Origin of the sequence: Mycobacterium sp. AMU20-3851, from assembly GCF_043974665.1 — a bacterium.
GTDB lineage: Bacteria > Actinomycetota > Actinomycetes > Mycobacteriales > Mycobacteriaceae > Mycobacterium.
In genome coordinates, this window is the sequence record NZ_CP146371.1 from 3,744,074 (window position 1) to 3,769,192 (window position 25,119).

Sequence of the window (25,119 nt, forward strand, 5' to 3'; positions counted from 1 at the left end):
TCCGAACGCGTCTAGTCCGGGATGTCGACGCGGCGCGCGGTGCCGTCCACCGCATCGGCAGCCTCGATCTCGGCGCGCGTCACGCCGAGCAGGAACAACACGGTGTCCAGGTACGGATGATTCAGCGAGGCGTCGGCGACCTCGCGCAGCGCCGGCTTGGCGTTGAACGCCACACCGAGCCCCGCCGCGGACAGCATGTCGATGTCGTTGGCGCCGTCCCCCACCGCGACGGTCTGCTCCATCGGCACGCCCACCTGCTGGGCGAAATCGCGCAGCGCCTTGGCCTTGCCCGGGCGGTCCACCACCTGGCCGATCACCCGGCCGGTGAGCTTGCCGTCCACGACCTCCAGTTCGTTGGCGGCCACGAAGTCCATCATCAGCTCATGCGCCAGCGGCTCGATCACCTGACGGAATCCACCGGAGACGATGCCGCAGTGATAGCCGAGCCGGCGCAGGGTCCGGATGGTGGTCCGGGCACCGGGGGTCAGCTCGATCTGCTCGGCGACCTCGTCGAGCACCTCGGCGGGCAGCCCGGCCAGGGTGGCGACCCGCTTGTGCAGCGACTCGGCGAAATCGAGTTCGCCGCGCATGGCGGCCTCGGTGACCTCGGCGACCGCGGCCTCCGCGCCGGCGTGCGAAGCCAGCATCTCGATGACCTCGCCCTGGATCAGGGTGGAATCCACGTCGAACACGATGAGCCGCTTGGTCCGCCGCGACAGGCTGTAATCCTCCAGCGCGATGTCGACCCCGAGCGCCACCGCGGTGCGCGCCATCGTGTTCTGCAGCTGGGCATAGGCGGCTCCCGGTGGCACCGAGACCCGCAACTCCAGACCCGTCACCGGGTAGTCCGACACCCCGCGGATGAAGTCGATGTTGACCCCGAGCGCGGCGACCTCGTGGGCCACCACACCGAATGCCTCGGCCGTGATGGGCCGGCCCAGCACCACGATGGTGTGGGTGGAGGGCTCGTGCATCACCGGCTTGTCGTCGCTGCGCTCGATCGACACGTCCAGGCCGACCCCGTGGATGGCGGCCCGGACCTCGTCGGCGAACTCCTCGCCGTCGGCGACCCGGGTGTCGACCGAGACCAGCACACCGAGGGTGAGCCGGCCGCGGACGACGACCTGTTCGACGTTGAGCAGCTCCACGCGGTGCCGTGACAGCACTTCGAACAGTGCGGACGTGACGCCGGGCTGGTCCACGCCGGTGACGGTGATCAGCAGCGATGAACGCTTTCGCGAGGAGTCGACTGACTGCGAGGCCGTCGGCACACTCACCTCCGTTTGATGCCTCGTATCAGCTGAGCTCCGAGGAGCCGGATCAGGTGCGGACGTTCTCGTCGTCGAGCCTGGTCACGTCACCGTCGGCGGGACCGTGGGCGCGGCCGATGTGCGCCTCGGCACGCATCCGCTCCACCATGTGCGGGTAGTGCAGCTCGAACGCCGGACGCTCCGAACGGATCCGGGGCAGCTCGGTGAAGTTGTGCCGCGGCGGCGGGCAGCTGGTGGCCCACTCCAGGGAGTTGCCGTAGCCCCACGGGTCATCGACCACGACGGGCTCGCCGTAACGCCAGCTCTTGAACACGTTCCAGACGAACGGCAGCGTCGAGATGCCGAGGATGAACGCGCCGATGGTGGACACCACGTTGAGCGTGGTGAAGCCGTCGGTGGGCAGGTAATCGGCGTAGCGACGCGGCATGCCCTCGTCACCGACCCAGTGCTGGACCAGGAAGGTGGTATGGAAGCCGATGAAGGTCAGCCAGAAGTGCAGCTTGCCGAGACGCTCGTCGAGCAGGCGGCCGGTCATCTTCGGGAACCAGAAGTAGATGCCCGCATAGGTGGCGAACACGATGGTGCCGAAGAGCACGTAGTGGAAGTGCGCGATGACGAAGTAGCTGTCGGTGACGTGGAAGTCCAGCGGCGGGCTGGCCAGCAGCACACCCGAGAGACCACCGAGCAGGAAGGTGATCAGGAAGCCCACCGAGAACAGCATCGGTGACTCGAAGGTCAACTGCCCCTTCCACATCGTTCCGATCCAGTTGAAGAACTTGATACCGGTGGGCACCGCGATCAGGAACGTCATGAAGGAGAAGAACGGCAGCAGCACGGCGCCGGTGGCGTACATGTGGTGCGCCCACACCGCGACCGACAGCGCCGCGATGCCCAGCGTCGCGTAGATCAGCGTGGTGTAACCGAAGATCGGCTTGCGGCTGAACACCGGGAAGATCTCGGAGACGATGCCGAAGAACGGCAGCGCGATGATGTACACCTCGGGGTGACCGAAGAACCAGAAGAGGTGCTGCCACAGCAGGACGCCGCCATTGGCCGGGTCATAGATATGCGCACCGAGGTGACGGTCGGCGGCCAGGCCGAACAGCGCGGCGGTCAGCAGCGGGAAGGCCAGCAGCACCAGGATCGAGGTCACCAGGATGTTCCAGGTGAAGATCGGCATGCGGAACATGGTCATGCCGGGGGCACGCATGCAGACCACGGTGGTGATCATGTTGACGCCACCGAGGATGGTGCCCAGACCACCGACGGCCAGGCCCATGATCCACAGGTCGCCACCGGCGCCCGGGGAGTGGATCGCGTCGGTCAGCGGCGAGTACGCGGTCCAGCCGAAGTCGGCGGCGCCACCGGGGGTGATGAAGCCACCCATGGCGATCAGCGCGCCGAACAGGAACAGCCAGAAGGAGAAGGCGTTCAGGCGCGGGAACGCGACGTCCGGCGCGCCGATCTGCAGCGGCAGCACCAGGTTGGCGAAGCCGAACACGATCGGGGTCGCGTAGAACAGCAGCATCACCGTGCCGTGCATGGTGAACAGCTGGTTGAACTGCTCATTGGACAGGAACTGCAGCCCCGGGATCGCGAGCTCCGTACGCATCAGCAGGGCCATCAGGCCGCCGATGAAGAAGAAGATGAAGCAGGCGACGCAGTACATCATGCCGATCAGCTTGTGATCGGTCGTGGTGATCAGCTTGTAGATGAGGTTCCCCTTGGGGCCCATCCGCTGCGGGAAAGGCCGCCGTGCCTCGAGTTCTCCGATTGGGGGCGCTTCGGCTACCAACAGATCCTCCATAAAAAGTCGACGGGCCATCCCGGCAATGCTCTGTTGGGCATCTTATCCCCCTCGCAACCGACTGTGGCACCGGTGTCCTACAAAGTGTCGTATTGCCCCGGCGCGCAGGCCTGACCGGCCGGAAACGGCCTGCGTACGGGGCCACGCCCGGCGCTGCCGGTGCTGCGAATTGATACCGTCGGCGGCGTGCCGTTTCCCTCTGCGCGGATGAGCCTGCTCCTCGCGGGTGCCACCGCCTCGTTCACCGTGTTGACCGCCTGCGGCGCGCCGGACAGCGATCCCGGCGCCGGCGCGTCCGGGTCGGCGCAGACCCCGATCACCAGCACCACCCGGATCGCCGGGGCGGGCGTGCTGGGTAATCAGCGCAAGCCCGACGAGTCGTGCGCTCCCGGCCCGGCGCCCGCGGCCTCCGCCGACGCCCCGCGGACGGTGCGCAACGCCTCCGGCTCGGGGATCCCCGCGAACGCCGAGGTGCGCGGCGACCCGCAGCGCATCGTGGCGCTGTCCTTCGCCGACCTGGACGCCCTGTGCGCGCTGGGACTGCAGGACCGGGTGGTCGGCACGACGGTTCCGCAGCCGTCGTATCTGGGCACCGTGCTGCACGACGCGGCCGGTCTCGGCGATCGGGGCGCCCCGGATCTGGCCGCGGTCGCCGAGGCCGCGCCGGACCTGATCCTCGGGTCGGTGACGCAGCTGACCGACTCCTACGCCGCGCTCGCCGAGATCGCCCCGACGGTGTTCACCGGCGGCGGCGCCGACTGGCAGAACACGTTGCGTGCCGCCTCGGCGGCTACCGGCCGCCCCGAGGCCGCCGACGAGGTGCTCGACGGCTTCGAGCGGGCCGCGCGTGAGGCCGGCGAGCGCACCGACGCCACCCACTTCCAGGCGTCGGTGGTGCAGTTCACCGAGGACAGCATGCGGGTGTACGGCGCGGAGAACTTCCCGGCCACGGTACTGCGGGCGGTGGGCGTGGATCGTCCTGCGGCACAACGCTTCACGGACGTGCCCTTCCTCGAGGTGAGTACCACCAACCTCACCGAGGAGACGGATCTGTCCGCGGCCGACGGTGACATCGTCTACCTGTCATTCGACGGCCCGGCCGCCAAGGAGCGCGCCACCACGGTGCTCAACAGCGCGGCATGGCGCAAGCTGTCGGCCGCCCGCGACGACCGGGTGTTCGCGGTGAACAACGAGGTGTGGCAGGCCGGCCAGGGCGTGGTGGCCGCCCGCGGCATCATCGAGGACCTGCGCTGGCTCAACGCGCCGATCAACTGATCGGCACGGTAACCTTCGGCGCGTGTTTCACGTATTCACCAGCACCTACCTGCAGCCGCTGGACATCGTCGACCAGACTCGCCCGGCCCACCTGGAATGGGTGACCGCCGAGGTCGAGGCCGGGCGCATCATTCTGGCCGGTCGAGTCGAGTCGGGACAGGGCGCGGTACTGATCGCCTCGGACATGACCGCCGAAGAGGCAGACGCCCTCATCGCGACCGACCCCTACATCCCGGCAGGTGCCGCCCGCTACGACCGGGTCAGCTTCAACGGCGCATTCCGGGCACCCGGGCTTTAAGCGAACTCACAGCCGATCCCGGGACTAGACCTGGGGGTCCGTCCGTTGTGTCTGTGCGAGGGCGCGAAGCCGCGCCCGGTCGTGTTTTGCTTCACCGCTGTCGGCTGAAGATGCATGAATTCGCACGTGACCATACAAAAGACGCAGTAAAGAGGATCATTCATGACGACCACCGTTTCCGCCTACGCCGCCACCTCCGCGACGGCGCCACTGACCAAGACCACCATCGAGCGTCGTGACGTCGGGCCGCACGACGTGGCCTTCGACATCAAATTCGCCGGCATCTGTCACAGCGACATCCACACCGCACGCGGTGAGTGGGGCGGCCAGGCCTACCCGCTGGTCGTCGGCCATGAGATCGCCGGCGTTGTCACCGAGGTCGGTTCCGAGGTCACCAAGTACAAGGTCGGCGACCACGTCGGCGTCGGCTGCATGGTGAACTCCTGCCAGGAATGCGACAACTGCGCCGCCGGCCTGGAGCAGTACTGCCTCGGCACCGGGATGATCGGCACCTACGGCGCCACCGACCGGGACGGCACCATCACCCAGGGCGGCTACAGCCAGGCGATCGTCGTCAACGAGAAGTTCGTGCTGCGCATCCCCGACAGCATCCCGCTGGACAAGGCCGCTCCCCTGCTGTGCGCCGGTATCACCCTGTTCTCCCCGCTGAAGCACTGGAACGCCGGCCCCGGCAAGAACGTCGCGGTCATCGGCCTGGGCGGTCTCGGCCACATGGGCGTCAAGTTGGCCCACGCGATGGGCGCGAACGTGACCGTGCTGAGTCAGTCGCTGAAGAAGATGGAAGACGGATTGCGCCTGGGTGCCGACGAGTACTACGCGACCAGCGATCCGGAGACCTTCGCCAAGCTCGGCGGAAAGTTCGACCTGATCCTGAACACCGTGTCGGCCAACCTCGACCTCGGACAGTACCTCGGCCTGCTCAAGGTCGACGGCACCCTGGTCGAGCTGGGCGCACCGGAGCATCCGCTGGAGGTGCCGTTCTTCCCGCTGGCCGGTGGCCGGCGCAGTCTGTCCGGTTCGATGATCGGCGGCATCCCGGAAACCCAGGAGATGCTCGACTTCTGCGCCGAGCACAACGTCACCCCGGAGATCGAGGTCATCGAGGCGTCCTACGTCAACGAGGCCTGGGATCGGGTGGTTTCCAGCGATGTCCGCTACCGGTTCGTCATCGACACCTCCACGATCTAGCACTCGCTCGATGTCACGGTAGGTGCCGCTTCGGTGATCCGGCGGGCCGGGATCAGGTGCGCAGCATCAGAACCCGGCCCGCCGGCCAGCGTGATGCCACCGTGGCCGCCACCGGCCCTGGCTGGAACTCGGCGGACCGCACGGGTGCGGCGACTCCGATCACCGTGCCGCGTGTCGGTCCGGCCGGGGACTGGAGTTCCAAGGTCTCGCCAGGATCGCCGTAGCTTCCGGCGCACTCGTCACCGCCGCATCGGCCGGTGAGCGGGTCGATCTTCCCGTCGAGGATGTCACTCACCCAGCCGCCGATGATGATCCGCGCCGCCGCTTGATTCTGGGCGGTCGGGAAGCCCTGGTAGAGGTGCGAGATGAACTGGATCAGCCAGGTACCACCGTCCATCGAGTCCAGGTGCTTGCCCTTCTCCAGCACGATGCCGTTGAACTTGCCCGGCCGATGTTCGTTCAGAGCCGCATCGACCCGGCGGACCTCTTTCGGCGCGCCGAGTTCCAGCACCGGGATGTACGTGCCGACCCCGTCCAGTTTGACCAGCGCATCGGACAGCACGCTGCCTTGCGGTGCCGCGTCGAGTAAGACCACCCCGGCCAGCTGGTTGGCTTCGCCACCGGCTGCGAGGGCGTCGGCGTAGTAGCCCGCGGCGCCCGCCACCAAATTGCCGCCGAGCGAGTGCCCGACCAAGGCGAACCGGTCCGGTAGCGGGACCCCGGCACCGTATCGCTCGGCAAAGCCGGCGGCAATTGCACTGGCGGTCAACGCCTCCCGTTCGCCGAGGAACAACGCAGATGTGGCGCGCAGGGCCCGATCGCTGCCCAGCCAGAAGCCGTCGTGAACATTCCGGTTGGAGGTCAGCGTCGGCACCACCACGATGCTGTTGGTGCGTTCGGCCAGATTGGCGGCGGTGTAGCTGTACATGGCGCCGACACCGAGGAACCCGTGCTGCAGGTAGATGATCCGCTGCGGTGGTTCGTCACCGTCTGGGTAGTACCAGTGGGCGGGCACGGTGTGCTCGTCGTCGATTCTCAGCGTCGAGGTCTTCACTGTCACCGAGCTGCCACGTGGCACGACCGGCGGCCCGGCGATGAAGGTGACGGCCACCCCGACGAAGTCGAAGATGAACGAGGCGATGATGTTCTGCAGCGACCGCTGTGGCGCCGTGGCCGCTGTGGCGGCTGTCGCGCTCGCGAGTGTCGCCGACATTGAGGTCGCCGCCGGCATCACGTTCGAGACCTGCACTCCGGCCGTGGTATCGCCTTCGTCGTTGTCGGACTCGACGACGGCGGGTTCCGTGATGGCCGGAAGCTCGTCCCGTACGGCTTCGGAAATGAGAGATTCCACTGCCTCGGGGGCGATGGAGTCCGGCCCAGCAGACTCGACGGCGCCGCTGCCCGAGTCCACCGCGTCGTAGGCGTCGCTTCCGTCTGCGGTGTCTTCGGTATCTGCGGTGTCTTCGGTAACTGCAGCGTCTTTGGCGTCGTCGCCGTCGGCGTCTGTGTCGTCGGCATCGTCGGTGTCGTCGGTGTCTTCGGCGTCGTCGACGTCGTCGGCGTCCGTGGCGCCTTCGGCGCCTTCGGCGTCCGCGTCGCCATCGGCGCCTTCGGCGTCCGCGTCGTCATCGGTATCTAGGCCCGACTCGCCACCGGTGTCATCGTCGTCGGAGTCGGTATCGGATGTCTTCTCGGAGGTGTCGTCCTGGGAAGCATCTCGCGACCGACCGGCACGAGCCCCATCACTGTCGGAGGAACTCGACGCTGAGTCGGACGAAGCGTCCGGTCCGGTGTCTGCGCTCGCCACATCCGCCCCGACGATCATCGCGGCGGACACCCCCGCCGCCACTACACCAGCGCCCATCCAGGCCGAAATGTGCGACACGCTGCCTCCCGGATTCGATTGTTTGACAACCGTCAAGTTAGCGCTTGTTGGCACACGTGTAGACACTTTGTCGAAACTGGCGATCGTCGCCGTGGCTCGGGTTGTGCACCTGATGCTCGGGCGTCGTCGGAGCGCCAGTTGCATCGACGTCCGATTCACTGTTCAGTTATCAAGGTGCACCGAAGCTTTGAGTCAAGCGGCGGTCGGCAGTGCGGTCATGGTGCGTCGCAAGTGGGAGCGCAGGTGTGCCGGTTCAGGTCTGGCCGGGTCGTGGGGCGGGATGAACCAGGGGTGGCGGTCGGGCCCGAGATAGACCTGCCAGCCACCGTGATGGATCAAGGTGTGGTGCAACCGGCACAGCAGCACCCCGTTATCCAAACTCGTTGCCCCGCCTATGCTCCAGGGGCGGATGTGGTGGGCGTCGCACCAGGACACCGGCCGCCCACACCCCGGATGCGCGCAGCCACCGTCGCGCACGGCCAGAGCCTTGCGGATCGCGGGCGTGAACAGCCGCTCGCCACGGCCCACGTCGAGCGGCACTCCACTCTTGTCGACGACAACCGAAGTCATGGTGCCGTCACAGGCGATCAGGTCCGCGGTCACGGCACTGATCGGGCCACCGAACCCGAGGCGGTCCACAACCTCCTCACTGCACACCCCCGCGGCGGCCGGTCGGATCAACGTGACGTGTGGCAGCACCCCACCGGACATCGGCCGCGTCGACTGCGCAAGGTAGGTGCGCAGCACCCGCCCGATCGCATCGCCGCGGCGTTTATCGATGGGGCGGGGGTCCGGGGAGCCGTCCGGGAGTGGCACCGGTCGACACAACGGATCCAACGCCGCACACAACTCCTCCCCGGTCAGCACATCGAGGTCGAGGATGGCACTGACCCGACCCTCGTCGGTCTGCACCAACGTCATCTCGTTGAGGTCGGCATCCTCGGCGACCGGCACCGCGCGCTGCTCGGGCGGGACGCTCGCGGCGCGGTCGATCGCGATGGCCCGGGCCTTCTTGGTCACCTCGGCCGGGGTGGTCTGGATCATCAGTTTGGTCACGACGCCGGCCCGGTCCTCGTCGGACATCGGGTTTCGGTTGTGGATGTGGGTGACGCCCCTGCCGACGGCGTCGGCGAATTCAATCCCGATCCCAGCCAACCGCTGCGCTGAGGTGAGCGCCGGCAGGGTCGGCGCGGCACGCCCCACCCGTACCGCCCGTGCCGCCGCACCCGGCGCCATCCCCAACAGATTGAGCAGATCCACTCCCGTGCGCAGGTGACGCCGCGCCGGGATCCCCGCCCACTCGGCCGCGGCCACCGCCGACGCGATCACGAAATCCAGCAGATTGCGCGCCGCGACTGCAGCCGCCAGCGCCGCCGACAACGCAGTATCGTCGATCACCGGCCTAGGGCACTCCACCAGGTGAAACAACGTCCGCTGCGACACATCGTCCGGCGGCGGTGTCGGGCTGAGGTCATCGATCAGTGCGTCGACGAAAGCCTCGAGATCAGTGGCGTCCATAGTGGATACCGACTTCCACAGAAGGTGCCCAGGGGCACGATCAGGCAACACGGTTCAATCAGTCCCGCGGACCATCAAACCTCTTCGGCGACCGGAGTCGCGATCTGCGGCTCACCGGATGAAGAAGGAGCCACTGCACATTCGAACATATGTTCGATCGTACACACGTTCGAAGGGATGCGCAAGCGGAAGACGAGTACCAGTTCCGTATCAAGGCTTCGGTGACACATTGGCGAAATCCGCCAGCGGCCAGCCGGCGGCGGCCAGCCGTGCCGCGACCCGGGCGATGTTCTCCGGCCCGGGATCGTGATTCGTCTTCTCGGCGATAAAGTTCTCGATGTCATCGCGGGTGATGGGTGCGTCGATGTCGGCGGGCGCGGACACCTCGGCGATGGTGTGGACCACCTCTTTGATCTCGTCCTCGGTCAACGGTGTGCTGCGCAGCAGTGCCAGCAGCGGTACCCGGTCCGGGCCCGGCACTCCGTCGGGATAACCGGCGCGCAGCCAGTTCAGAACCGACGCCATCAACGACGAGACGCTCATCAATCGAGTGTATCGGCGGCCCGGCGCAGCGCACGGACAACGCTGTTGCGAGCAAGGTCGATCTTGAATGCGTTCTGCGCCAGCGGAGCTGCACCGGCGATGAGCTCGTCGGCCGCCGACCGGAACACCTCGTCGGTGGGTGGAGCGCCGATCAGCCGCTGCTCCGCCGCCACCACCCGCCACGGTGCGGCGGCCACACCGCCGAGCACCAATGCCGCGGAAGCGATCTCACCGCCAACCAGGTTCAGTCCGGCGGCCACCGATACCAGCGCGAACGCATAGCTGTGCCGGTCGCGTACCTTCAGATACCAGCTGTGTCGGGCGTAGGGTGACGGACCCAGTTCGACACCGGTGATCAGTTCGCCCTCGCGCACCACGTTGTCGCGGTCCGGATGATCACCGGGTAGCACGAAGAAGTCGGCGACGGCGACCGTGCGGTGCCCCGCGAGTCCGCGGAGATGGACCCGGGCGTCCAGTGCCGCGAGGGCGACCGCCATGTCCGAGGGATGAACGGCAACGCACCCGCCGTCGGTCCCGAACAGTGCGTGCTCGCGGTTGAATCCGTCGCGGGCCGCGCATCCGCTGTCTGGGACGCGCTTGTTGCATTGCCCGGACGAGGGGTCCATGAAGTACGGGCATCGGGTGCGCTGCATCAGGTTGCCCCCGACCGTGGCCATATTGCGGATCTGGGTGGTGGCCCCGGACAGGATGGCTTGCGACAGCATCGGATACCGACGGCGGATCAGCCGGTCGTTTGCGACGGCGCTGTTGGTGGCGCCTGCACCGATCAGGACACCATCGGCCGGAGTTGGTGTGATGGATCTCAGCCCCAGCCCACCGATGTCGACGAGCGCGGTCGGCGCCTCGACTCCGAGCTTCATCAGATCCAGTAGGTTCGTGCCGCCGGCGTAATATCGCGCGCCGGCCGCGCCCCGGCGCACCGCATCATCGATGGAGATCGCGTGGTCAAAGGTGAAGGTTCTCATCGCGAGGCTTCCTTGATGGCCGCAAGAATATTGGCGTAGGCTCCGCAACGGCAGATGTTTCCGGCCATCCGCTCCCGGATCTCGTTGTCGGACAATTGTTCAGGACCCTCGGCGACAAGGCGGCGGCAGCCCTCGAAGGTGACGGCGGACAGGTCGCCACGTGCATGCTCGCGCAGCAGTGCCCGCGCCGAGGTGATCTGCCCCGGCGTGCAGTACCCACACTGAAGACCGTCGTGCGCGACGAATGCTTCTTGCACACAATCCAGTTCGTCTCCGTCCTCGATGGTGGCAACCTCGGATCCGTCGATCGACACGGCCAGCGTCAAGCAACTCAGCACCCGCTCGCCGTCCACCGTCACGGTGCAGGCCCCGCACAGCCCATGGTCGCAACCCTTCTTGGTGCCGGTCAGGCCGAGGCGCTCCCGCAGCAGATCCAGCAGGGTGGTGCGAACATCGATGCACAGCTGTGTGGCGGTTCCGTTGATGCGCAGGTGCAGATCGGTCATGGCCGGCTCCTCAACAATGATTCGACCGTGATCGGCAGATTGTGTAGTCGCTTTCCGGTCGCGTGGAAGATCGCGTTGGCGATCGCGGCGGGCACGCCGCACGTACCGATTTCGCCAATACCGCGTACACCGATCGGATCCAGGCCGTAGTCCGGGATGTCGACGAAGCTGATGTCGAAGTCCGGGATGTCGGCGTGGGTGGGGACGTAGTACTCACCGATCGGTTGACCGGTGCGCGGGTCGTGGGGCACCTGCTCCAGCAGCGCCATACCGAGTCCGAAGATGATGCCGCCCATGACCTGATTGGTCGCCAGTTTCGGGTTGAGCACCCGCCCGCAATCCATCACCGCCGTCCACCGGGTGACCGCGGCGCGCCCGATCTCCTCATCGACTTCGACCTCGCAGAAGTGCGCACCGAACGACTGCGATACCGACCCGTCGCCGGCGGGACCGTCGTCGGCGACGGTGAACGACAACTGCCCGACCAATTCCGGTGCCTCCTGAAGAATCTCGCACAATTCGGCCGAGGAGCAGACGGGTCGGCCCAGCCGCTGCCGCCACCGGCGGGCAGCGAGGTCGACCGCCGTGCCCACCGTCGCGGTGGTCTGCGATGCCCCGCTGTACGGCGCGTCGGGGAACAATGAGTCCCCGGAGTCGAAGCTCACCGCGTCCAGCGGCAACCCGGTCCCGTCGGCGGCGATCTGGGTCATCACGGTACGCACCCCGGTGCCGATCTCATGGGTGGCGGCGGCGAACCGGACGTGCCCGTCGGCGGTCGTGGTGACCTGGCACCCTGCCGGCATCCGTCGGCCCGGGTAGCTGGCTGTCGCCATCCCCCAACCCACCTGAACATCGTTGCGGCGCATGGCACGTGGCACGGCGGGCCGACCCGCCCAACCGAAGCGCTCGGCACCCTGCCGGTAGCACTCGCGCAGATGCTTGCCCGACCATGGCCGGCCGCTGGGTTGGTCGGTGTCCGGGTCGTTGGCCGCCCGCAGCGCCAACGGGTCGAGACCGGTGGCGTAGGCCAGTTCGTCCATGCCGACCTCGAGCGCGAACAGTCCGGGCGCCTCCCCCGGCCCGCGCATGAAACACGGTGTGGGCGCGTTGATTCGAGCCACCACGTGTGACACCGCCATACGCGGTGATCGGTACAGGAACCGCGCTGAAAGCCCGACAGGTTCGCAGAAGTGCGCGACGGTGGAGGTCTCGGTCACTGTGTGCTGCTCGGTGCTCTGCAGCACTCCGTCGGTATCGGCGACCAGGGAGAGTTGTTGTTCGGTACGCGGACGGTGCCCGGTCGACGTGAACATCTGGGCCCGGGTCAGCACCAGTTTCACCGGGCGGTCCACCGCTCTGGCCGCCACCGCGCACAGCACCACATGCATCCACAGGAAGCTCTTCGACCCGAAGGCGCCGCCGACCAGCGGCGAGAGAATACGCACCTGACTTTCATCCATGCCGAGGTAGGCGGCCAGTGCCCTGCGTTCACCGGTGATCCACCGGGTGCTGTCGTGCACGGTCAGGACGTCGCCGTCCCATTGCGCGATGCAGGCCGCCAGTTCGATCGGGTAATGCGTGTTGACGGGTGTGGTGAATCGGCCGGCGACCCTGATGCCCACGGGCTCGTCTGCAGGTCCGCGATGGTCCTGCAGTTTCTCCTCGGCGAGTTTCACAAAGTGGTCGGGGCGATACGCGCCGTGCCGGATCTGTCCGTTCTTCTCATCGTCCGGTACCGGTTCGGTCAACACCTGTGCGGCACTCAGTTGTGCCGGAGCGTGCACATACTCGAAGTCCATGTCGGTTGCCGCGGCGGTGGCGGCTTCGAGGGTCTCGGCCACCACCACCGCCAAGTGCTGGCCCACATGCTGCACCGTGAGATCCGACAGCGGCGGGCGACGCTCCAACGGCAGGTCCCAGGTCAGGTCGATCGGAAGAACCCGCAGTGTCGGACAGTTCAGCGGTGTCAGCACGTGCAGCACGCCCGGAACCGTCGCGGCGAGTTCGGCGGCAGCAGCCATCGATTCTGGCGTCACGGCGCCGTGGGCGATGTCGGCTTGCACCAGCACCGCATGCACGAGCCCCGGAACCGGCGTGTCCGCGGCATACCGCGCTGCCCCGGTGACCTTCTGGCGACCCTCGACCCGGTCGACGGAGCGCCCGATCTGCACGCTCACGCGTCGATGGGGTTGGTGCGCGGCACGATCAGTGGGTCGGCCGTGGTCAACGGGAAGTTCGGCAGGTCGTCGAGATGCGTGTCGAACGCCGCCGCCAGCACCGACCGGGAGTATGCACTGACCGACGCCTTGTAACCGATGTCGGCCGGGAACGGCTGGTCGAAGAAGATCAGGAAATGCCAGGGGTCGGTGCCGGTGTTCTCGATGTGGTGCGGGTAGGCCCGTGGGATGAAGTACACGTCACCGGTCGCCAGGTTCCAGGTGTCCACTGTGCCATCGGGATTCATGATGGTCATGCGGGCGTCGCCGTGCTGCACGTAACCCATCTCGGCGGTCACCGGATGCCAGTGCGGTTCCCGCATCCCGTCTTCGGCCACGCGCAGCGAGTACATCGAGATGTCCTTCAGCGCGGGCCAGAACTGGTCGCGCGCGAACCGCGCGTTGCCGTATCCGTAGGTCAGACCCGCCGGCTGGCCCTCGACGTCGAACATGTGCGGATCCTTGAAGTACGCGCTCGGCGGGATCTCGGGATCCCCGGTGACGGCAGCGAGTTTCCGGTCCCGGGTGTCGCGACGGATCCCGGCCACATCCGAGGACGGCAGATCGTAGGTGTTGCCCAGCACCGCGTCGCTGAAGGCGCCCATGGTGGCGCCGAACCCGAAGTCCTCGGGCCGTTCGTGACGGAAGGCGATGATGAACTCGCACGGTTCGGTGCCGATGTTCTCGATGTGATGCAATGCGCCCGAATCGATGTGGAACATCTGGCCGGCGGTCACGACGAAGCTCGCGAAGCGGCTGCCGTTGTCGAGGACGGACACCAGGGCCGTCCCGGCGACACAGTAGGTCAGTTCGTTGGCGTTGGCGTGCCAGTGCGGGGTGCGCATCGCGCCGGGATTGAGCACCAGCCGCTTGATGGACAGGCGGCGCAGGATCGGGAAGTTGTCGGCGGTGACGCGGTGGATCGATCCCGATTCGCTGTGTTCGACGTCGTCGCTGCCGAGCAGGGAAATGCGGTGTGCACTGATCATGCAGTCAGCTTGGTCGTGTCGGGCGTCGACTTCGACGATGCTGACTGCCATTGACGGTGGCGAAATCCCGGCTACCGCAGTACCGGTTAGCCGCCATCTTCTGGCCGGCTGCCGGCACCGCCCCGCCGCGGATGCGACAATGTCGCCGCGCCGAAATGCTCGGCGCCGGAAGGATGGCATGAGCACATTGCGGGTGGTCATCGCAGACGACGATGTGCTGTTGCGCGAGGGGCTGGCCAGCCTGTTGCAGCGGGAGGGCTTCGACGTCGCCGGGCAGGCCGGAGATGCCACGGAACTGCTGCGCCTGGTCGATGACCGCCGGCCGCAGCTTGTCCTGGTCGATATCCGGATGCCGCCGGATCACCACGCCGAGGGGCTGGAGGCGGCCCGCAAGATCCGGGAACGCTCACCGGACACCGCGATTCTGGTGCTTTCGGCGCACGTCGACGTCGACCATGCCATGGAACTGCTGGCCGGCGGCCGCAGCATCGGCTACCTGCTCAAGAGCCGGGTGACCGATGTCTCCGATTTCGTGGACACCCTGCGCCGCATCGCCAACGGTGCCTCGGTGGTCGACCCGGCCCTCGTCGCCGAGCTGGTGTCGGCGCAGCGGCGCGATGATCCGTTGGCGGCGTTGACCACTCGGGAGCGCGAGGTGCTCACGCTGATGGCGGAAGGTCTGTCCAATGCCGGGATCGGGCGACGGTTGTGGGTCACCGAGGGCACCGTCGAGAAACACGTCCGCAGCATCCTTACCAAACTCGACTTGCCGGAAACGGGCGACGACCACCGCCGGGTGCGGGCCGTGATCATGTACCTGGAATCGCGTTAGCGGGCCAGCAGCGCCCGGATCCCGTCGGGTGACAGGGTCAGCTTGGGCAGGAACCCCAGCGCCGGACTCGCCACGATCAGATCGGCGAAGTCCTGCTCGTCGTGCGTCGAGGTGAGGATCACCGCAACCCCGTCCAGCTGGCGGGCAACATCGAAACCACTGTCATCGCCCAGGTCGACATCGACCAACGCGATATCGGGGTGCAACTGGGCGGTCAGACGCATCGCCTCTTCGGCGTCCCCGGCGGTGCCGACGACCTCGAACCCACCACGTTCCAGCATGCTGCGCGCAGCGGCACGGAATGCGGCACTGTCATCGACGATCAGGCAGCGTGCGGCATTCATGCCTTCAGCTTGGCAGGCCGAGCCGTCGATGACATTCCCGTTAACGGGAATCTTCGGTTCGGTCTCCGCGCAGGGCGGTCCGCACCTTCTACGATCATCGACGTGAACTGGCAATCCCTGCCGAATCGGCTGCTGGCGCAGGTGGTGCGGCCCACCGCCCGTCCGCTGTGGGTGGGCATCATCGTCGCGATCGTCTTCCTCGCCGTCGAAATCGGTCTGGTGGCCGCGCTGCGACTGGTCGCGCCGGAGAACGCCTTCGGCGCGCTGTTGCTACTGGGCGTGTTGGTGGTGTCGGCGGGTTGGGACTTCCCACTGGCCATCGGAACCTCATTGGCCAGCGCGGTCGTCTATGCGTATCTGCATCTGGAGGGCCGTGATTCGCTCGCCCCGGCGCTCGCAGTGTTCCTGACCCTGGCGCTGCTGACCAATGCACTGGTCGGGCAGGCGCGGCTGCGCGCGGCTGAAGCCGAACAGCGCCGCCGGCAGGCCGATGAGCTGGCCGGTCAGCAGGCCGCACTGCGGCGGGTCGCGACCCTGGTGGCCCGATCGGCCGAGCTGGCCGAGGTGTACGCGGTCGCGGTCCGCGAGCTGGCGCACAGCCTGACCGTCGGCCATGTCACCCTGGTGCGCTTCGAATCCGACGACGGCTGCCTGGTGGTGGCCGCGCATGATCTGCCGGGGCTGCCGGCGATACGGGCGGGTGAGCGATTTCCACTGGCCGGGGACAACATCAGTGGTCGAATCCGGGCGGCCGGCGCGCCGGCACGCATCGACGATTACCAGAACGCCACGGGACCGATCGCTACCAGGCTGCAAACCCTCCAGGTGCGCCGCGGGGCGGGTGCGCCGCTCATCGTCGACGGCGTGGTGCGGGGTGCGCTGATCGTGGGATCTCGTGCAACAGAGGATCTTTCCCCCAACTGCGTGGACCACATCGGGGACTTCGCCGATCTGGTGTCCACCGCGATCGCCAACGCCGAGACCCGCGCTGCACTGACCGCGTCACGCGCCCGTCTGGTCGCCGCGGCCGATGAGGCCCGCCGCGGGTTCGAACGGGACCTGCACGACGGCGCCCAGCAACGGATCGTGTCGCTGAGCCTGGAACTGCGCGCCATCGAAGCCGGCGCGGCCTCCGCGGATGGGCAGCTGCGAACCGAGCTGTCCCGGGTGGTCGACGGCCTGGCGGAACTGCACACCGATCTGCAGGAGTTGTCCCGCGGCATGCACCCGGCGGTGCTGTCCCGGGGCGGGTTGCGGCCCGCGCTGCGGGCGTTGGCGCGACGCTCCCCCGTCCCGGTCGAGTTGGACGTGCAGGTCGGTGCGCGACTCCCGGAGTCCGTGGAGGTTGCCGCGTATTACGTTGTCGCCGAAGCACTGACGAATGCCGCCAAGTACTCCGAGGCTGACGTCGTGACGGTCCGCGTCGCGGCGGGCGAGGACGGGTTGACCCTGTCGGTCATCGACGACGGAGTCGGCGGCGCGACCACGGGCGGCGGCTCCGGACTGATCGGGTTACGCGACCGGGTCGAGGCGCTGTCCGGTCAGTTCGGGGTGATCAGCACACCGGGCCACGGCACCACCGTCACCGCCACCATCCCGGCGGTGGTCAGCGGCTGAACGGCAGGACCCGGCACGGTGCCGCCGCGTCGCAGGCCGCTTGCCCCAGGTAGGACGGGTGGCGCCGCTGCGCTTCGCGCAGCGCCTTCAGGTTGCGCTGAGCGCGCCGCGGTGTGAGCTCGATGACATTGCTATCGCTGATCGCTGTCGCAGCCATGATGTCCTCCTTGAGCCGGTCACCGTTCACCTTCCGCTGCGAACCAGTGGAGGACCTCAACGGAAGCCGTGAACTTCGTGAGAATGCCCGCCCACGAAAACCGGCAAACCGCCGCCGCTATTTCGTTACCTCAGCGGGTTGGCTCAGAAGTCCCAGTCCTCGTCCTCGGTGACCACGGCCTTGCCGGTCACATAGCTCGACCCCACGCAACGACGAGCCGGGTTGTCGCCCGCGGACACCGGGTCCGCGCAGCTTGTCGTGCGATCGCTATCGATCCGGCTTGATAAAACGCGTCGGCTCAAAAACTTCTGACTACCGCCCGGTAGTCAGACACCCTGGGAGGTCCAACAAATTCGGGTGTGGGGTTGCGGCACCCCCGACGTCTCCATGCAGGTAGCACCATGTGAGACTCGCGATCGGGCCCGTAGACCGGTCGCACCACCGACTTACTGGACCGTCTTCGGTAATCGCTCAACAATTGCCTTGAGCGCTTCGATTAGGTCGGGCGGTACCGCAGATATGTGTTCAGATCGGGCGTCGTCACTTCCAAGGACAGGAGAGGCGAACACACTCGCTCCCATGCCAAGGATCAATTGCTCGCGACCATCGAGCGATAATTGTTCCGCGAAGGCTGGTATTGATTCCATTTGAACAGCCGCGGTATCCGACCATCGCCCGTGCAATCGGTGGTGTCGTGCGATTCGCGCGGTATACGACGCGAGTCCGATTATCGGCAAGACGATTACGAGGTGGGCCAGAGCTTCGGTCCAAGGTTGTTCGTAGTCGCGCAGGATGATCAGAGAGCCAATACCTACCACGCCGACGACTGTGGCAATTGTGAATGCCGTCCACTGAGAAGCCAGACGGGCTTCGCGACGAGCGGCCTTGGCGAAATGTGCGCCGAGGGTACTTGCACCGGTTTGACCAGCAGCTTGTCTTGCTACATCGCGCGCCCGTGTCGTGTCGTATGCCGCTCCTTCTGCGCGCTCAAGGACCGACGCGAGTCGGATCCGTCGCCGGAAGTCGTCTTCGATGTCTTTGAGCTGGCCGGCCCAGCGATTTCGCACAGTTCGTTCTGACGTCGTGATGGTCCGCGAGGGAGACGAACGGATAACCCCCGAGCTCACGGTTGATCTAGTGACTGACGATTGCGGGCGCTCTAAAGAGCGATGCAGACTCCCTACTAGTTCCGGGAGGAGATCAGTAACCTCCCGAGGTTCGGGCGGGTCCTTCGCTAAGGTCCGTGTCAGGATTCGTTCGAGGGTCTTGCCAAGCTCGCGAACAGGCGCTATCGGTATAAGTTGAACTGCGTAGCGCAGCGCAGTATCTTTGCCCGTCCATATCTCCTGAGGATCTTCGAACAACACATTGCGAACGTCGCCCAGAAGCCGTGCGATAGCCTGTGCTAGCTCGGAATCGAACTGCGCACCTAATGGCTCCAGCGTCTTATTTGCGCCGTATTCTTGACGGCTGACGCGTTCGAAGGCCTTCCTTGCAGCTTCGAGCGCGTTGTTAGCGAGCTCGCGGTCCTCCCGAACCTGCTCAGGTTCTTGCCAAGGCAGAAGATCGCCAGAATCTTCCTCGTCCGCCACGGTCTCGTTCTGATCGTCGATCTCGGCGGCACCGCGCTCGACAGGACCATCCGGTGTCGACATAACCCTACGATATGTCGCGTGGTGCTCGTCCAACGTTCAACCCCGAGGTTTGCTTACGGCGTGTCTCAATCGGTGGCTCGCTTTTTGCCCACAACATTGCTGACTACCACGGCAAGGCAGTCAGGTGGGGCCAGTCATGTTGTACACCGATGGCACGCACGGACAATTCCGGCCACGCCGCGCTTGACTGCCCGGCCGCGCGTTTTCATCTCCGAGTGGCGAAAGCTTGCTACCCCTTGCGCGCGTATACCAACATGAGGTTGCTGCTCAAGGTGAGTAGTTGTACGTATCGGGGTAGCTCGCCAAGGCCTTGACGGCGTCCGGTATGCCGCACACCGCACCAATGACCCTTCGGCACACGGCCGCGAGCCTCGCTACGTCGGCAGAAGCCAACGTCACGGCCATGCAGAAATGCTTGGAAACGCCTTGGCGGCAATGAATCTGGGACGTCTACGCCGATCTGGTCACGATGCCCTAGAGACCGTCGCGACCGCACTGGACAAGGCGCGCAGTCGATCGTCGGGATGACTCGGCCTTTTGCTGGCGGTCACTCCTGCGTCCAGTCCCCGATGGTCGGCGCAGTTTCCGCATGCACGAACAACTGCGTTGCGCCAGTTGATCGGATTGCGAAGCTCTCCAAGTCTGACCGTAGGATGACAAAGTGCTTGCGCAATAGTTTGTCGGTAATGCGGACGTTGTCTCCCCCGGTCTCGATTTCAAGCCTCGGGTTGTCATCCAGCGTCAGGCTGTAGCGGGGAAACGTCTCCACTTCCGAAAGATACTCATCGACTTCGGCGACAGTCTTGAAGATTTTGGCCGTTTCGGACGGTTGATCGAGACGCCAGACATGGAAGGTCCGATCAATTTTCTCGTACGCCGCAGGACCTGCCATCAACAGGCCCAACGCGTCACGCTCATCCGCGAGGGCACTACCGATACCGCCTCGCTCGTAGTACCCGAGCAACAGCACGCGCTCGTGCCGCGCCCGTGCCCCCTGTTGGAAGTCGTCAAACTGTTCAATCAGTCGTGCTTGGTCTTCGGGGGATGGAATCGTCACCGTGGTCCTTCGCGGATATTTCTGTAGGCAGAATGTGGGCACGGGGTGTGCATCGAGCACCGGGCGAACTTGCTGGCCGATTTGTGGACCCGACTAGAGAGCCCGATGAACAAGCCGCTTAAGGGGATTCAGAAGTCCCAGTCCTCGTCCTCGGTGACCACGGCCTTGCCGATCACGTAGCTCGACCCCGAGCCGGAGAAGAAGTCGTGGTTCTCGTCGGCGTTGGGGCTCAGCGCGGACAGGATCGCCGGGTTTACGTCGGTCTCCTCTTTGGGGAAGAGCGCCTCGTAGCCGAGGTTCATCAAGGCCTTGTTGGCGTTGTAGCGGAGGAACTTCTTGACGTCCTCGGTCAGGCCGACACCGTCGTAGAGGTCCTGGGTGTATTCGACCTCGTTCTCGTACAGCTCGTAGAGCAGGTCGTAGGTGTATTCCTTGAGCTCGTCGCGCTTGGCCTCGTCGACCATGGCCAGGCCGCGCTGGAACTTGTAGCCGATGTAGTAGCCGTGCACGGCCTCGTCGCGGATGATCAGCCGGATCATGTCGGCGGTGTTGGTGAGCTTGGCGCGGCTGGACCAGTACATCGGCAGGTAGAAGCCGGAGTAGAACAGGAAGCTCTCCAGCAGGGTGGAGGCCACCTTGCGCTTGAGCGGGTCGTCGCCCTTGTAGAAGTCCATCACGATCTGCGCTTTGCGCTGCAGGTTCGGGTTCTCCTCCGACCAGCGGAACGCCTCATCGATCTCGGCGGTGGAGCACAACGTGGAGAAGATGTTGCTGTAGCTCTTGGCGTGCACGGACTCCATGAACGCGATGTTGGTGTAGACCGCCTCTTCGTGCGGGGTCAGTGCATCGGGGATCAGGCTGACCGCGCCGACGGTGCCCTGGATGGTGTCCAGCAGCGTCAGGCCGGTGAACACGCGCATGGTGAGCTGCTTCTCGTGCTCGTTGAGGGTGCCCCAGGACGGGATGTCGTTGGACACCGGCACCTTCTCGGGAAGCCAGAAGTTACCGGTGAGGCGCTCCCACACCTCGGCATCCTTGTCATCCTGCAGACGGTTCCAGTTGATGGCCGATACGCGATCGATCAACTTCATTCCATCGGACACCTTGGACCCCATTTCACCTGGCTTTTTGTGCTGTTGCCGTGCGATAACCCGCGGGCGACACCAACACTACAACTGGTATCCGACATCACCGAGCTATACGAGATGTTGTGTCTGGCGTGTCGCCGTTCACCGGCGCTCAGGGTAGAAGATCATGCCGGCACCGAGGCTTCGCGCTGCTGCGTGAAGTCGTATTCCGACGCCTTGAACGTGCGGGTCGCCAGCCAGTACTGCCAGGTCATACCGCTCCACAGGGTGCGGTTGACGCCGTGGGCGTCCATGTACCAACTGTGACACCCACCGGTGCTGAACACCGTGCCGGCCAGATCTCGCTGCAGCTCGGCGTTGTATTCGTCCTGTGCGCGGCGGGTCGGTGCCAGCGCGGCGGCGCCCGCCCGGTCCACCGCGGCGATGGCCTGCGCGACGTAGCGGATCTGCGATTCGATCATGAACACCACCGAGTTGTGCCCGAGCGCGGTGTTGGGGCCGAGCAGGAAGAACAGGTTCGGCATCCCCGCGACGGTGATGCCGCGGTGGGCCGCCATCCCCTCGGCGTTCCAGCGGTCCACCAGGTCCTCTCCGTCGGCGCCCTTGATGTCGACGTAGGTGTAGGAATCCGTCACGTGGAATCCGGTGGCCCAGATCACCACATCGACGGGATGCTCGGCGCCGTCGGCGGTGACGAAACCGTTCGGGGTCATCCGCTCGATCCGCTCGGTGATCACGCTCGTCCGCGGGTTCGCGATGCCGCGATAGTAGGTGTCCGAGTTGAGGATTCGCTTACACCCGGCACGATAGTCAGGGGTCAGCTTGCGCCGCAGTTCGGGATCTTTGATGCTGCGGTTGATGTTCCACTTGCCCATCAGCTCGCCGATCTTGAGCAGGCGGGGTTGCTGCGTCATGGCGAAGCCGACACCCTCGTGGATCCAGTAGATGCCGGCACGCAGCAGCGCCCGGACCCCGGGAACCCGGGTGAACACGCTGCGCATCCATTGCGGGAACGCGTTGTTGGGCCGGGGCATCACCCAGGCCGGGGTGCGCTGGTAGAGCTGCAGTTCGGCGACGTCGTCGACGATGGCGGGGACGATCTGGATGGCGCTGGCGCCGGTGCCGATCACCGCGACGCGCTTGCCGCGGATGTCCACGTCGTGATTCCACTGCGCAGAATGGAAAGCCACACCACCGAATTGGTCGGCACCCGGAATGTCGGGAATGGCCGGGATGTGCAGCCCGCCGGCACCGGAGACGAGGAACTGCGCAATGTACTCCTGCCCGGCGGCGTCGAACACATGCCAGCGTGATTCCGCCTCGTCCCAGTGTGCCCGGTCCACGTGCGCGCCGAACCGGATGTGACGGCGCAGGTCGTGCTTGTCGGCGACGCCCTTGAGGTAGTCGAAGATCTCGGGCTGGAAGGACCACATGTGGGTCCAGTCGGCCTTCGGCTCGAAGGAGAACGAGTACATGTGCGACGGGATGTCACAGGCGCAGCCGGGGTAGGTGTTGTCCCGCCAGGTGCCGCCGATCTCGTCGGCCTTCTCCAAGATCAGGAAGTCCACACCTTGTTTCTTCAGCGCGATGCCCATCCCCAGTCCGGAGAATCCGGATCCGATGATCAGTGCACGGGTCGAGACAGCGTTAGTAGACACAGCGTCAGAACCTTTCCTGGGAACGCCGGTACCGGATACTTCTCAGTGTCCCGGCAACGGACAACACGTGTCAACGCCCCAGGCTGCGCCCTGAGTTCCGGACGCGTCAGGCGCCGGGCTGCTCCACGGGCTCCTGCCGCCGGACCGCGTCGTGGATGGGCTGGTCGGGGTCGATCTGCACGCCCACCAACTCGGCGGTGCCGTTCACCGCACCCATCATGATCGTCGTCATGTGCGCGACGAACTCCTCGGCAGGCATCCGCCGCGGGGCGTCGTCGTTACCGCCGAGCCACCAGTCGGTGGCCGAGGCCGCGGTGCCGAACAACGCGAACGCCGCCAACTCGAACACCGCGGGGTTGAGTTCCATCTCCTTGAGCTCGCCGCTGACCATCTCGGCGATCGCCAGGGTGATGTCGCGGCCGCGGTTGACGGTGGTCATCGCCGCCGCCGACTGATCGGCGAAGCGACCCTGCAGCAGGAACCGCACCACATTGGGGTGCTCGTCCACCAGCTCGACGTAGTGCTCGACGGCCCGGCCGATGACCTGGCGTGCAGAGTCGGATTCGATGTTGATCGACGGAATGACAGCCGCCCACAACATGTCTCGCATGCGCTCGCCGATCTGGGCGAACATGTCGGACTTGTCGGTGAAATGCCGGTAGATCTTCGGCTTGGCGGTGCCCGCCTCCTCGGCGATCTCGCGCACACTCACATTGGGGCCCAACCGGTCGATGGCCCGGAAGGCGGCCTCGACGATCTCCGCGCGGACCTTCTTGCGGTGCTCACGCCAACGTTCGCTGCGCGCATCGACCTTCACGCCGGGCTGGCCCGGCAGCGGGATAGATGGTCTGCGCACCCACCCACTGTACCGGGCGACCCGGGCCTGGTCAGACCGCACGTGCCCGGCGTGGCACAGCGCACTGTGCGGTGCCGGCGGTGGGTCAGCGCAGATTTCATGATCGGCGGTGTCCGCGTTGCTTTCTGTAGCATCGAAACGTCCGAAAACACTTCAGGGGGCGACACCATGACCGGTCGATACGACGTCGTGATCGCGGGCGGCGGGCCGTCGGGGGCAGCCGCAGCGTGGCAGGCTGCCCAGAGCGGTGCGCGGGTCGCGGTGCTGGACAAGGCCGAGTTCCCCCGCGACAAACCGTGCGGCGACGGGCTGACGGCGCGCGCAGTGAGCTACCTGCAGAAGATGGGCCTTGCCGACGAGGTGGCCGGCTACCACCGGGTGAACCGGGTGACGGTGTACAGCCCGAGCGCCTGGGAGCTGTCGTTCCCGCGCCGCCCCGGCATGCCCGACCACGGACACACCGTCAGCCGCACACATCTGGACACCGTGCTGCTCAAGCATGCCGAATCCGCCGGGGCCTCGGTACGCCAGGGCGCCGAGGTCGCGGGCCCCGAGTTCGACGCCCGCGGTCGTGTCGTGGGCGTGGTGCTCAAGAGCGGTGAGAAGGTGCTCGGCGACGCGGTGATCGCCGCCGACGGTGCGTACTCCCCCATCAAACGGGCGCTCAAACTCGATTCGCAGTACAACGGTTACTCGGCCATCGCGATCCGCTCGGAGATGCACCTGAACCGGCCCGACAACGACAGCCTCGACATCTATCTGAGACTGTTGTTCCAGGGCGACCAGCTCCCCGGCTACGGGTGGGTGTTCCCGATGGGCCACGGGGTGTTCAACATCGGCCTCGGATATGTGAACAGCTACAAGAACTGGCAGTCCATCAATGCCACCCACTTCCTCGGCGAGTTCCTGCGTGGACTGCCCCCCGAATGGGAGGTCCCGCCGATCGAGGAGCTCAAGAAGAACAAGAGCGTTCGGGCGTGGCGGCTGCCGATGGGCTTCACCGCGTGGCCGCCGTGGCGGCCTGGGGTGTTGTTCACCGGCGACTCGCTGGGCGCGGGCAAACCCGCGTCCGGCGCGGGTATCTCCAAGGCGCTGGAGTCGGGCCTGGCGGCCGGAGAATGCGCGGTCGCCGCGCTGAACAACGGCGGCCCCGACGATTTCACGAATTACGCGCAACGGATGGAGGCGGCCTGGGGCCGGGAGTATCGGCGTGGGCGCTACATGCACAAGTTGATCGGCTACCCGAAACTGGCGCAGGCCGGTGTGAAGCTGATCGACAATGCCAGATTCCGGGACGTGTTGCTCAAGTCGCTGTACAAGAAGGCACAGGGACCACAGCACACCTAACGTGG

The 25,119-nt window shown here is 66.0% G+C and carries 22 protein-coding genes; 6 read left to right on the top strand and 16 right to left on the bottom strand.

What is annotated here, in order from left to right:
- Nucleotides 1–11: 11 nt before the first annotated feature.
- Both serB and ctaD read right to left on the bottom strand, forming a co-directional pair.
- Entirely contained in the window at nucleotides 12–1,271 is a 1,260-nt protein-coding gene (gene serB, locus V4U86_RS18030) for a phosphoserine phosphatase SerB (RefSeq protein WP_395312102.1), read from the bottom strand.
- Nucleotides 1,272–1,320: 49 nt separating this feature from the next.
- Nucleotides 1,321–3,066, bottom strand: coding sequence for an aa3-type cytochrome oxidase subunit I (gene ctaD, locus V4U86_RS18035; RefSeq protein ID WP_395312103.1), 1,746 nt, complete (start codon nucleotides 3,064–3,066; stop codon nucleotides 1,321–1,323).
- A gap of 219 nt (nucleotides 3,067–3,285) precedes the next feature.
- Between ctaD and V4U86_RS18040 the strand changes: the two genes are divergently transcribed.
- The 3 genes from V4U86_RS18040 (at nucleotide 3,286) to V4U86_RS18050 (ending at nucleotide 5,860) form a co-directional block, all read left to right on the top strand.
- Nucleotides 3,286–4,353 (top strand): iron-siderophore ABC transporter substrate-binding protein, encoded by a 1,068-nt coding sequence (locus V4U86_RS18040; protein ID WP_395312104.1) that lies wholly within the window; start codon nucleotides 3,286–3,288, stop codon nucleotides 4,351–4,353.
- Nucleotides 4,354–4,375: 22 nt separating this feature from the next.
- Nucleotides 4,376–4,651 carry a YciI family protein gene (locus V4U86_RS18045; protein WP_395307312.1) on the top strand — a complete coding sequence of 92 codons (276 nt, stop codon included), beginning with the start codon at nucleotides 4,376–4,378 and terminating at the stop codon, nucleotides 4,649–4,651.
- 162 nt (nucleotides 4,652–4,813) lie between these two features.
- Complete coding sequence (locus tag V4U86_RS18050; protein ID WP_395307313.1) at nucleotides 4,814–5,860, top strand: NAD(P)-dependent alcohol dehydrogenase; 1,047 nt, start codon at nucleotides 4,814–4,816, stop codon at nucleotides 5,858–5,860.
- A 52-nt stretch (nucleotides 5,861–5,912) separates the two neighbouring features.
- Here V4U86_RS18050 and V4U86_RS18055 read toward each other — a convergent pair whose 3' ends face one another.
- From V4U86_RS18055 to V4U86_RS18085, 7 genes are all read right to left on the bottom strand, one after another.
- The gene (locus V4U86_RS18055) at nucleotides 5,913–7,724 is read right to left on the bottom strand and encodes a hypothetical protein (protein ID WP_395307314.1); all 1,812 of its coding nucleotides are present in this window, start codon (nucleotides 7,722–7,724) and stop codon (nucleotides 5,913–5,915) included.
- Between the two features lie 213 nt (nucleotides 7,725–7,937).
- A complete protein-coding gene (locus tag V4U86_RS18060; protein ID WP_395307315.1) occupies nucleotides 7,938–9,263 on the bottom strand; it encodes an HNH endonuclease signature motif containing protein in 1,326 nt (441 codons plus the stop codon).
- Between the two features lie 210 nt (nucleotides 9,264–9,473).
- Nucleotides 9,474–9,806, bottom strand: a complete 333-nt coding sequence (locus tag V4U86_RS18065) for a DUF3349 domain-containing protein (RefSeq protein ID WP_395307316.1) — start codon at nucleotides 9,804–9,806, stop codon at nucleotides 9,474–9,476.
- Nucleotides 9,806–10,792, bottom strand: coding sequence for an FAD binding domain-containing protein (locus V4U86_RS18070; protein ID WP_395307317.1), 987 nt, complete (start codon nucleotides 10,790–10,792; stop codon nucleotides 9,806–9,808). The genes V4U86_RS18065 and V4U86_RS18070 overlap by 1 nt, the downstream gene beginning before the upstream one ends.
- Nucleotides 10,789–11,298, bottom strand: a complete 510-nt coding sequence (locus tag V4U86_RS18075) for a (2Fe-2S)-binding protein (protein WP_395307318.1) — start codon at nucleotides 11,296–11,298, stop codon at nucleotides 10,789–10,791. Before V4U86_RS18075 ends, V4U86_RS18070 begins: the two co-directional genes overlap by 4 nt.
- Complete coding sequence (locus V4U86_RS18080; RefSeq protein ID WP_395307319.1) at nucleotides 11,295–13,475, bottom strand: xanthine dehydrogenase family protein molybdopterin-binding subunit; 2,181 nt, start codon at nucleotides 13,473–13,475, stop codon at nucleotides 11,295–11,297. The genes V4U86_RS18075 and V4U86_RS18080 overlap by 4 nt, the downstream gene beginning before the upstream one ends.
- Nucleotides 13,472–14,503, bottom strand: coding sequence for a cupin domain-containing protein (locus V4U86_RS18085; RefSeq protein ID WP_395307320.1), 1,032 nt, complete (start codon nucleotides 14,501–14,503; stop codon nucleotides 13,472–13,474). Before V4U86_RS18085 ends, V4U86_RS18080 begins: the two co-directional genes overlap by 4 nt.
- A gap of 178 nt (nucleotides 14,504–14,681) precedes the next feature.
- Here V4U86_RS18085 and V4U86_RS18090 point away from each other — a divergent pair, with 178 nt between their 5' ends.
- The gene (locus V4U86_RS18090) at nucleotides 14,682–15,335 is read left to right on the top strand and encodes a response regulator (RefSeq protein ID WP_395307321.1); all 654 of its coding nucleotides are present in this window, start codon (nucleotides 14,682–14,684) and stop codon (nucleotides 15,333–15,335) included.
- Here V4U86_RS18090 and V4U86_RS18095 read toward each other — a convergent pair.
- Nucleotides 15,332–15,679: a response regulator gene (locus V4U86_RS18095; RefSeq protein ID WP_395307322.1), complete on the bottom strand. Its 348-nt coding sequence runs from the start codon at nucleotides 15,677–15,679 to the stop codon at nucleotides 15,332–15,334. The genes V4U86_RS18090 and V4U86_RS18095 overlap by 4 nt on opposite strands.
- A 102-nt stretch (nucleotides 15,680–15,781) precedes the next feature.
- On the opposite strand from V4U86_RS18095, the gene V4U86_RS18100 reads away from it, so the two are divergent.
- Entirely contained in the window at nucleotides 15,782–17,296 is a 1,515-nt protein-coding gene (locus tag V4U86_RS18100) for a GAF domain-containing sensor histidine kinase (protein ID WP_395307323.1), read from the top strand.
- On the opposite strand, the gene V4U86_RS18105 is transcribed toward V4U86_RS18100, so the two are convergent.
- The 6 genes from V4U86_RS18105 to V4U86_RS18130 form a co-directional block, all read right to left on the bottom strand.
- Complete coding sequence (locus V4U86_RS18105) at nucleotides 17,286–17,453, bottom strand: hypothetical protein (RefSeq protein WP_395307324.1); 168 nt, start codon at nucleotides 17,451–17,453, stop codon at nucleotides 17,286–17,288. The two genes, V4U86_RS18100 and V4U86_RS18105, sit on opposite strands and share 11 nt — an antisense overlap.
- Nucleotides 17,454–17,899: 446 nt before the next feature.
- Nucleotides 17,900–19,108 carry a hypothetical protein gene (locus V4U86_RS18110; RefSeq protein WP_395307325.1) on the bottom strand — a complete coding sequence of 403 codons (1,209 nt, stop codon included), beginning with the start codon at nucleotides 19,106–19,108 and terminating at the stop codon, nucleotides 17,900–17,902.
- Between the two features lie 547 nt (nucleotides 19,109–19,655).
- Nucleotides 19,656–20,165 (bottom strand): hypothetical protein, encoded by a 510-nt coding sequence (locus V4U86_RS18115; RefSeq protein ID WP_395307326.1) that lies wholly within the window; start codon nucleotides 20,163–20,165, stop codon nucleotides 19,656–19,658.
- Nucleotides 20,166–20,293: 128 nt separating this feature from the next.
- Nucleotides 20,294–21,256 carry a class 1b ribonucleoside-diphosphate reductase subunit beta gene (gene nrdF, locus V4U86_RS18120; RefSeq protein ID WP_395307327.1) on the bottom strand — a complete coding sequence of 321 codons (963 nt, stop codon included), beginning with the start codon at nucleotides 21,254–21,256 and terminating at the stop codon, nucleotides 20,294–20,296.
- A gap of 161 nt (nucleotides 21,257–21,417) precedes the next feature.
- Nucleotides 21,418–22,911: a flavin-containing monooxygenase gene (locus tag V4U86_RS18125; protein WP_395307328.1), complete on the bottom strand. Its 1,494-nt coding sequence runs from the start codon at nucleotides 22,909–22,911 to the stop codon at nucleotides 21,418–21,420.
- Between the two features lie 106 nt (nucleotides 22,912–23,017).
- A complete protein-coding gene (locus tag V4U86_RS18130) occupies nucleotides 23,018–23,767 on the bottom strand; it encodes a TetR/AcrR family transcriptional regulator (RefSeq protein WP_395307329.1) in 750 nt (249 codons plus the stop codon).
- Nucleotides 23,768–23,935: 168 nt separating this feature from the next.
- Here V4U86_RS18130 and V4U86_RS18135 point away from each other — a divergent pair, with 168 nt between their 5' ends.
- Entirely contained in the window at nucleotides 23,936–25,114 is a 1,179-nt protein-coding gene (locus V4U86_RS18135; RefSeq protein WP_395307330.1) for an NAD(P)/FAD-dependent oxidoreductase, read from the top strand.
- The last annotated feature ends 5 nt before the right edge of the window (nucleotides 25,115–25,119 follow it).